6 protein-coding genes are annotated in these 6,418 nt (G+C 45.9%); 3 read left to right on the top strand and 3 right to left on the bottom strand.

The annotated features are described in order from the left end of the window. Positions 1–502 precede the first annotated feature (502 nt). Together ACTHY5_RS10580 and arcC are read left to right on the top strand one after the other, a co-directional pair. The gene (locus ACTHY5_RS10580) at positions 503–1,687 is read left to right on the top strand and encodes a cytochrome P450 (protein WP_441879438.1); all 1,185 of its coding nucleotides are present in this window, start codon (positions 503–505) and stop codon (positions 1,685–1,687) included. Between the two features lie 316 nt (positions 1,688–2,003). Next, a complete protein-coding gene (gene arcC / locus ACTHY5_RS10575; protein ID WP_441879436.1) occupies positions 2,004–2,921 on the top strand; it encodes a carbamate kinase in 918 nt (305 codons plus the stop codon). Between the two features lie 107 nt (positions 2,922–3,028). Here arcC and ACTHY5_RS10570 read toward each other — a convergent pair whose 3' ends face one another. Next, positions 3,029–3,520, bottom strand: a complete 492-nt coding sequence (locus tag ACTHY5_RS10570) for an MgtC/SapB family protein (RefSeq protein ID WP_441879434.1) — start codon at positions 3,518–3,520, stop codon at positions 3,029–3,031. A gap of 388 nt (positions 3,521–3,908) precedes the next feature. Between ACTHY5_RS10570 and ACTHY5_RS10565 the strand changes: the two genes are divergently transcribed. After that, positions 3,909–4,394 (top strand): phosphate-starvation-inducible protein PsiE, encoded by a 486-nt coding sequence (locus ACTHY5_RS10565; protein WP_441879432.1) that lies wholly within the window; start codon positions 3,909–3,911, stop codon positions 4,392–4,394. A 55-nt stretch (positions 4,395–4,449) separates the two neighbouring features. On the opposite strand, the gene ACTHY5_RS10560 is transcribed toward ACTHY5_RS10565, so the two are convergent. After that, positions 4,450–5,307 (bottom strand): PA4780 family RIO1-like protein kinase, encoded by an 858-nt coding sequence (locus ACTHY5_RS10560; protein WP_441879431.1) that lies wholly within the window; start codon positions 5,305–5,307, stop codon positions 4,450–4,452. 207 nt (positions 5,308–5,514) lie between these two features. Beyond that, a partial coding sequence (locus ACTHY5_RS10555) for a DEAD/DEAH box helicase (RefSeq protein WP_441879429.1) occupies positions 5,515–6,418 on the bottom strand: 904 nt, incomplete at its 5' end.

The following is a 6,418-nucleotide window of genomic DNA, read 5'->3' as shown; positions in this document are numbered from 1 at the left end:
TGTCAAACCCACACTGTTTGGCAGATACTCTTGTTCTGTTTGTCCGTAGTACAAATTAGAAAATTGATTGACGTTAATCAGTGTCGACACCAAAGTCAGTAGTGCCAGCGCTAAGGCGACAAAAGCAATAAAAACGGTACCTAACTTAAATTTTTGCATGGCAGCTCCCCAATAACCATATGACGTCCAACACCCACAAGGCAGATAAACAGTCAATAACAAATATCAATAACAGCTTATTACCCACTGAGGATAATGCAGATATCAAAAGGCGTTAGACCATATCGGCCGTGCAGCTGAAACTTGAATTAAAAGTCACTTTTTTACTAAACTAAACGTGTGCATGTACGTTTATCGCCCTGATAAGAGAGCCACAATGGCTTGCTCGGCCAATAACACTCGGTTAATCTGAAGAACAAGAGTCAACATATAAACCATTCTGCGCCGCTCGCCTGTGTTAGCGTTCTATATTTGGCGGTGCCCTTGGTTAAGGAGCAAGCCGATGTCAGCAAAACAAGTTAAGCAGGAACTCACTCTCAATAATGATGTTCGCGCTCTTACAGACACTCAGCGCATATCAGAAACTATAGTACAAAATGAAGCAGGTGATTACATACTGTTGCGCCATGACGATGTAGTTAACGCCGCGCTAGATGATGAACGCTTTTCTAGTCAAGTATCGCGTTTTGTACAAATACCCAATGGCTTAGATGGCCAAGAGCACAATAAATATCGACAACTAATAGACTGCTATCTAAGCGCAGCAGCACTCACGCCTTTTATTACCACGTTTAGCCAAGTGGCTAACGATTTAGTACGATCATTACCTACAAAAACCGTGCTTAACGCTGTCAGCGACATAGGTGCTGTGTTTGCTGTACGTGCTCAGTGTGCTTGGTTGGGGTGGCCTGCGGAGTTAGAACCCACTCTTTTACAGTGGATGCGTGACAACCATAGTGCTAACCGCGCCCAAAATAACAGCCAAATGGCGACAGTAGCGCAAGACTTTGATCAAATTATCCGCTCTGTAATCGAGCCTCGCCGCCACCTAACAGCCAACCGTTCTCTTTTAGATACCGATGATGTGACTTCACGTTTATGCAAAGACACTGTAGACGGCCGGTTACTAACAGAGTCTGAATTAATCTCTATTTTACGAAACTGGACAGGCGGCGACTTAGGATCACTGGCGCTATGTGTGGGGGTTATTGTGGCCTATTTAGTCAAACACCCCGCTTATGCTCAACGCTTATCTCATGCTCCCGATGCTGAACTTGATGCTGCAATTGATGAAATATTACGCATTGATGACCCTTTTGTGTCAAATCGGCGTATCACCCGTTGCCCAGTAACCATTGGCAAACACGTGATACCATCAGGGGCGCGAGTGCATCTTAACTGGACGTCTGCTAATCGTGACCAAGCCGTTTTTGGTGATAATCAGTTTGCCCCTAACGCTAACGCGGCCCATAACTTAGTGTATGGCGTGGGTAAGCATGTTTGTCCCGGCCGGCTATTATCAAGCTTACAACTAAGAGTGATCACCCAAGCACTGCTCACTCAGGTAAGCTCATTCACGCAAGCGCCCAAACTGAAAATGGTGCGCGAGCAAGCCCCTCTTGGAGGCTATAATCAAGTGCCAGTAATATTAACCGCTCACGCTGAGCCTGGCACAAACCAAGTATAACATTAGGGGCAAGCCCCCTTGTACCTGTTATACAGTGCGCTCATTCAGTGGCCAGCATATTTAACTTTTTCTTAGAAAGTGATCACTAACTGCTGTATTTACGACGGTAAATGCGTACTATAAGCTGCTTGATTATGATGTTCTGCGTACTTTCATCCTCACGCCGTTCACCATCACTAGCCAAATTAGCACCCTTAACGAGTGCATCAAAAAATCACATAACAGACGTTTGATAAGCGGTTATTCAGCCCTTATCAAGTTAAATTCGTATGCGTGATATCTTAGTGGTATTGCGCGCAACGCTAAGAGCTTAAGTATGTTAGTTGTAGCAGCACTAGGCGGAAATGCCTTATTACAGCGCGGTGAGCCGCAAACAGCACAAGTACAGCGCGACAATGTCAAAGTTGCCGCGCGCGCTTTGGCAGAAATAGTTAAAGCTGGCCATCAGCTCGTGATCACTCACGGTAACGGCCCTCAAGTAGGACAACTGGCATTACAATGTGCCGCTTTTAGCCCAAATGAACATCACCCAATGGATGTCTTGGGCTCACAAACCGCCGGTATGATTGGTTATTTAGTTGAGCAAGAGCTGGGTAACGTCCTAAAAAATGAGTTGCCCATAGCTACCTTGCTCACTCAGGTGGTGGTTGATCAGAACGATCCGGCCTTTCAAACTCCAACTAAATTTATTGGCCCTGTTTACAATAAAGAAGAAGCCCACGAAAAGGCAGAAAAAGCCGGCTGGCAAATTGCGCAAGATGGCGATAAATGGCGTCGGGTGGTGGCCTCACCAAAACCAACAGAAATACCCGACCTGCAAGTGATTAAATCGCTAGTTGATCAAAAAGTAGTGGTTATTTGTAACGGTGGTGGCGGTATTCCGGTGGTACGAGATACCAATAATAATTTGCAAGGCATTGAAGCAGTAATCGATAAAGATCTTTCTACTGCATTCTTAGCTAAGCAATTAGGCGCAGACGCCATGGTATTATTAACCGATGTTGAAGCGGTATACCATGGCTTTGGTACGCCACAAGCAAAGCCATTACATACCTTAACGGTGGCTGAAAGTAATGCGATGAATTTGCCCGCAGGTTCCATGGGCCCTAAAATTAATGCCGCTTGCAACTTTGCTGAGTCTGGAGGCTTTAGCGCCATTGGCCGCTTGTCTGATGCCTTGGCACTGTTGGCAGGTACCGCGGGTACCCATATCATTAAAGAACACACAGCGTAGTAGCGCTATTCACCCGCGATAATTCAGTGCGCTAATGAATAAGCCGCCTACATCATGTGAAGGCGGCTTTTTTTATGCTATTAAACGGCACTTATTATTTTTTACGGCTACTCGTCACTGTCGTTTTTTGTGTTTCGTATTTTTTCTGCTCGTTTTTCAAGTGGTGCTGCCAAGGCCAAAATAATAAGGGTAAATAAAGTACCCAGCAAGGCCACTCCCAAGCTCCCCAAGCCCACTGCCACACCAATGGCTGCGGTCATCCATACTCCTGCAGCAGTAGTAAGACCTTTAATCGCTTGTTGGCTGTCTAGTTTTAAAATGGTACCCGCGCCAATAAAACCAATGCCCGTCACCACACCCTGAATCACCCGCGACTGCGCATCTAAGGTCATGCCCACCCCTGAACAGGCCAAAATAAACACAGCTGTGCCTAAACAAACTAAAATATGGGTACGTAGCCCGGCCGGTTTTCCTGCTTTTTCGCGCTGAAAGCCAATAATGGCGCCCAATAACGAGGCCGCTAGTAAGCGCATTAAAATATGCGCCAGCTCTCGTTCACTGGGTATGCCGTGGACTAATGCTTCCCAAAAAATATCCATTACAACTGCCTATTTGCGTTTAATCGAATAAGTCTATCTTAAACTTGGCTTAAATATAGCTTGTCGTCGTGCTACTTCCCGTATGCTGCCAGTTAAAAATACACTTCTCTGTGTTATAGGCCAATTAACAAAGCACAAAGCACGTTAAACCCTGTTATGCCAGTCTAAAAAACTAACTGATCAGGCTCTATGACTTCTGTAAGGTCGATTTCAATCGAGTAACAACCATAGCAAAGCCTAAAGGGGTCGAACAGAGTATCTACGCTCGGGGTAGATTGGTACTATTGCTGTAGGTGACTGATAATATATGAGCTAACAATAGCGGCACCGACTTGCCTACAAAGCAGGCTTTGCTATATTTCTCTCTTTTTTGAAAGGAGTATTGATAGTGAGAAAATATAAAAAGGGCACATTGCGAACCAGCATACATCACCACGCTGAGTCGATCGGCAACCTATTAGGAGAAGTCTTTCACTATCTTGCTCTATTTGCCATCGGCGGCATGACCGTATGGGCAGGAACCATTGCGGCATTAGACATGTTTGATAAAGGAGCCGCCTCCATTGATGATATTTTGCTGCTGTTTATCTATTTAGAGCTGGGTGCCATGGTGGGTATTTACTTTAAAACCAACCACATGCCGGTACGCTTTTTAATCTATGTGGCCATTACTGCCCTAACACGCATGATGATCTCTGATATCTCACATCATAACGAGCCCGATATGGGCGTACTGTATATCTCAGGTGCTATTTTATTATTGGCCTTCGCAGTATTAGTTGTACGCTATGCCTCAGCACGTTTTCCTGGCGTTCAACCAGCCACTAAAACGCATCACGTGAATGATGAAAGTCACGAAGGCACAGAGCCATAAAACTTAAACCTAATAGGGATTAAACATTAGGCAGGCCTCACTGCCTAAAACGCCATTAAGCACCCTCACCGGCATCGCGAATACGCTCACGGCGCTCATACTCTTCTTCCATTGCCGCATTAATTTCGTCTAATACCGAACCAACATCGGCATGCTTACCGTCGTCTTCAAACTCGCCACTTAAGATAGAGTTAGGTGTTAATTCGCCCTCTTTAAACAGCACCCACATTTCTTTTGCATATTGGGTATGCAATAGCGCTGGTGCAAAACTGCCATAATAGCGACGCATATTGTTAATATCCCGTGCTAGCATTGCTTGTGCGCTATTATTGGCGGCAGCATTTACTGCTTGGGGTAGGTCAATGACTACAGGGCCATCGTCATCTACCAGCACATTAAACTCAGATAAGTCGCCATGAATAATACCTGCACACAGCATTAACTTAATGTAGTGCATCATAAGGGCATGATCTTCAATGGCCTGTTCAGCCGACATGGTCACCTCACCTAACTGCGGGGCAACATCACCCTCGCCGTCGGTCACAAGCTCCATCAGCAAGACTCCGTCTACGCAGCCAAACGTTTCTGGTACACGCACGCCCGCTGCGGCTAAACTTGCTAACGCATTCACTTCAGCATTTTGCCACATTTGTTCTTGTTGTTGGCGGCCATAATTAGAGCGTTTTTCCATGGCTCGCGCTTGGCGGCCATTACGTACTTTGCGCCCTTCATTATATTGAGCGGCTTTTTTAAAGCTGCGTTTAGCGGCATCTTTATACACTTTGGCACAGCGAATATGCTCACCACAGCGCACAACAAAAACGTCAGCTTCTTTCCCACTCATGAGCCGACTGAGTACGGCATCAATTAAGCCGTCATCAACGAGCGGCTGTAAACGTTTAGGTATTTTCACAGGCGACCTGCTACGTAAATTTGACTATTCATCATCATATTTTGCGGAATATTCGTCTCTATCAAAGGCAGATAAACAGGGTAGCATTTTTCACAGTATAAAAGTGTTGCTACCCAAGCCTTGCTCTTAAACTAAGGCGGGCTCGGTGTGATACCGAGCCCGCCAAATGGAGTGATACATTAACTCACCTCCGTACTAGCGCGAATATTACTTGGCGCGCTTGCCCCGTAATGTTTTCTTTTTGGGGCCAGTTTCTTTCGGGTTATGATTTTTTTTCACATGTGCTCTCGCCGCCCCGCCACTGCTGGTCTCATCTAGCGATTTAGCACGGCGTGGTTTCCCTTTAGGCCTAGTATCACCTGTATTATCTAAATCAATCACAGTTTCGCTGGCCCGGTTTGAGCGACCAGTGATCACCTTGCGTGACAGGCTTTTTAACAATGAACCGCGGCTTGTAACCTCAAAGCCCGGTTTAATAATGCGGTTCACTTGGCTGCCAATTAGCTTTTGAATGCGCTCTAGGGCTTGTTCTTCTTCGCGGCTAACAAACGAAATGGCGGTACCTCTGGCGCCAGCACGGCCAGTACGACCAATACGGTGTACATAATCTTCTGGTAGATATGGCAAATTAAAGTTCACCACATAATCAAGGCCTTGAATATCTAAGCCGCGAGCGGCCACTTCAGTGGCGATAAGTACCTGTATTTTGGCTGATTTAAAATCAGCTATCGCACGGCGGCGAGAGCCTTGGCTTTTATCCCCATGGCACACAGCGGCGGCAACTTTGCTCTTTTTTAATCCCGCTAACAGCCTGTCGGCCTGCTCTTTGGTACTGGTAAACACCAACACCTGATACCAGTTTTCTTCTGTCAGTAACTGTTCAAAAAGCTCAATTTTACGGCTTTCTTCAACCGGATACACTGCATGCGTCACGGTGTCTGCGGTACTATTAATTTTAGCGACACGAATTTGCTGGTGATTGGTCAAAATTTTATGAGATAGCTCATTCACAGCCGGTGACGTAGTTGCAGAAAACAGCAAGGTTTGGCGCTTGGGTGAGGTCAGTTGCATGACCTTCAGCACATCGGTAATAAAGCCCATATCCAACATA

Source organism: Oceanisphaera sp., from assembly GCF_052084945.1.
Lineage (GTDB): Bacteria > Pseudomonadota > Gammaproteobacteria > Enterobacterales > Aeromonadaceae > Oceanimonas.
This window is presented reverse-complemented; position numbering and strand designations above follow the sequence as displayed.

Bases quoted from the DNA above. Each gene is read 5' to 3' on its own strand.
- ACTHY5_RS10570 (WP_441879434.1), bottom strand. From the start codon at position 3,520: ATGGATATTTTTTGGGAAGCATTAGTCCACGGCATACCCAGTGAACGA.
- ACTHY5_RS10580 (WP_441879438.1), top strand. From the start codon at position 503: ATGTCAGCAAAACAAGTTAAGCAGGAACTCACTCTCAATAATGATGTT.
- arcC (WP_441879436.1), top strand. From the start codon at position 2,004: ATGTTAGTTGTAGCAGCACTAGGCGGAAATGCCTTATTACAGCGCGGT.